Raw genomic sequence first — 327 nt, forward strand, 5'->3', positions numbered from 1 at the left:
TTGTAATAACTAAGCAAAGAAAAGTCGCTTTCAATGCTTCTTCTAATTGCCATCAATTGATGATCATTATGCCTTCTAGCTCCTTGCATATTTTTACGATATGGCGTCCAAAGCACATATCCCATGCGCTTTAGATTAGTAGCTAGATTTTTGCCTAAATAACCTTCATCTCCTAAAAGATAATGGTTGGCTGGATGAGCATCGATCATCAATTCTACTGTCTCTTTGGCATCATGTACTGACGCTTTAGTAACTGCATAGTTAAGCAGATAGCCATCATCGCTTACTATTGCGTGGACCTTGAAGCCATAATAATAGACTTTCTTG

The 327-nt window shown here is 37.9% G+C and carries 1 protein-coding gene; it reads right to left on the reverse strand.

What is annotated here, in order from left to right:
• On the reverse strand, positions 1 to 327 hold a 327-nt coding region (locus tag CP366_RS10550), incomplete at both ends, for a transposase (protein ID WP_143469324.1).

This window comes from Lactobacillus sp. UMNPBX15 (assembly GCF_002553785.1).
GTDB classification, from domain to species: Bacteria; Bacillota; Bacilli; order Lactobacillales; family Lactobacillaceae; genus Lactobacillus; species Lactobacillus crispatus.